Here is a 1,850-nt window from a genome sequence, read left to right as displayed (position 1 = left end):
AGTACCAAAATAGCCAGGACGAAGACCACCGTGCACTGGCGTTTGAGAAGATTTTCGAGGAAGTCATGCTAATACGCCGCCGCCAGGACCTAGAGCTTTACGCCTCGTAGCCAGTGATGCGGCGCTCAAGTCTTCGTTACAGCAGAGCATGAGGGGCATGCTGGACTGAGATATGTGCAAGCTTGGTGCGACTAAACATGTCCGGTCGATACGGCTAGTACTGAGTCACACGCTTGGGACACTCATCGTGCGCAACGGTACTCCGATACAGGCTCACGATGATTGACTCTTCGCAAAATCAACGGATGCGGGGGCCTTCGCAGCGTTTCGACAAGTACATAACCTGTGTGAACTTTGTACCTGCGGGTGGAGACACCCGTAGGGGACAACGATCCACAGCAGCTAGCCATGAGTCTCGGGTAACGTCATGACGCCCATTCGCTTGGAAGCTTCAACCTTCGAAGTCCTGAAAGGGGCTGGACTCAAAAATTACCGTCCATCGGAAGCCAGATAACGCAGCGTTCCAACTGGTATTCCAAGCGAGTTAACCGATCCATTATTAAGCAACAAAAACAGATAGATACCGACTTGTTTCAGATTACCCCGGCACATCTAAAGACGTCCAAGGACGTCTTTTCGTGTCTGAACCAGCAAAATCGAGGGGGCATGCGCTACTTGGCCCCATAGCGCATATTTATTCCCAAGCCCTCAGGAAGATTTTTTAGGCAGGCACATAAAAGTAGCTCAACGGCACCAACCGCTTGGTCTCCGGATCAGTCGCTGGGTAATGCGCCATCAACGTACGTGCCAGTTCATCCAACGTCCACATCGTCAGATGCACATTGGCCCGCTCTCCTTCATACAGCGCCTCTTTAGTGAATCCGCCAGTACTGACGTACAGCCCTCGATCATCCTTATGCCTACCACCCAGAAAGCTACGAATTTCGTTGCTTCCCATGCGGGCACTCCGATGCTTGACCTCTACCACAATGCGCGGTGGCTCAAACCCGAATCCGTCGGGAGAGGCAATGATATCTTTGCCCCGATCGGCGCCAGCCGGTGATACGAGCGTCTTGTAACCCATCGCGCGCAGGATTCCTGCCACCAGTTCCTGCATCTCCGCCCAGTCCAGACTGTTGATCTGTCCTTGATGCGCTCGAAAGCGATCTCCTGAACACCCTTCAACGGATCTTCCAGAGCTTCTGCATCTTCGATGGCGTCTTCAGGCACAGCGGAGACGTTTCTACCCGTAGCAAGAGCCAGCAACTCCTTCTGGGCATCCTCCGCAACATTGAATACGGTCAGCGTAGACCCCAGGCTGTTTCTGCTGGCACTGGTGAGCTTGTCGCGATCAACCTCCTGTGCGTACCACTCAACAGGTCTAGTCAAAGACATACCATCATCTGCCAGATCAGTGCGCAGTTGGCACGTCCCAGTGAAGCGACCCACCAGGTAGGTCCGGTTCGCAGGCGAGTATGTAACGACCGTATCGCCTATGTTGATTTCGTTAACGAAACGGAATACCTGCGAAGCACCCGATACGGCACTCGCGTCCTTTATCCCTGGTTGAAGATCTTTATACGCCTGGATCAAAGCCTTCCGAGAAACGCCGGGCTTGGCCTCCAGCGCTAGTTGAGCCCATCCAATGGCCTGCGATTGCGATCTCTGAAATCGTCATAGAGACGACCGCCGTCACCTCGGACTCATCCACATCGTTGGCATGCTGATACTCATTGTTCCACGAAATCGAGGCGAGAATGTAACAATGGTGATGGCCTTTGTGAATGAAAAGCGCTGCACAACACCGCAATCGCCAACCTGACGCCATCAGGAACCCCAGCAACCACTTA

Annotated in this window: 2 protein-coding genes; both read right to left on the bottom strand. The window is 53.4% G+C overall.

Annotated features, from left to right (window positions below; all coding sequences use genetic code 11):
* Positions 1–721: 721 nt before the first annotated feature.
* Positions 722–1,117: a restriction endonuclease gene (locus tag G3436_RS28060; protein ID WP_243667311.1), complete on the bottom strand. Its 396-nt coding sequence runs from the start codon at positions 1,115–1,117 to the stop codon at positions 722–724.
* 459 nt (positions 1,118–1,576) lie between these two features.
* A partial coding sequence (locus G3436_RS28055; protein WP_243667310.1) for a hypothetical protein occupies positions 1,577–1,850 on the bottom strand: 274 nt, incomplete at its 5' end.

It is taken from the genome of Pseudomonas brassicae, from assembly GCF_010671725.1.
Lineage (GTDB): Bacteria > Pseudomonadota > Gammaproteobacteria > Pseudomonadales > Pseudomonadaceae > Aquipseudomonas > Aquipseudomonas brassicae.
The sequence above is the reverse complement of the archived record's forward strand: the minus strand, read 5'-3'. Positions and strand labels throughout refer to the sequence as shown.

Coding starts and splice junctions, on each gene's coding strand:
- G3436_RS28060 (WP_243667311.1), bottom strand. CDS start 1,117: ATGCAGGAACTGGTGGCAGGAATCCTGCGCGCGATGGGTTACAAGACG.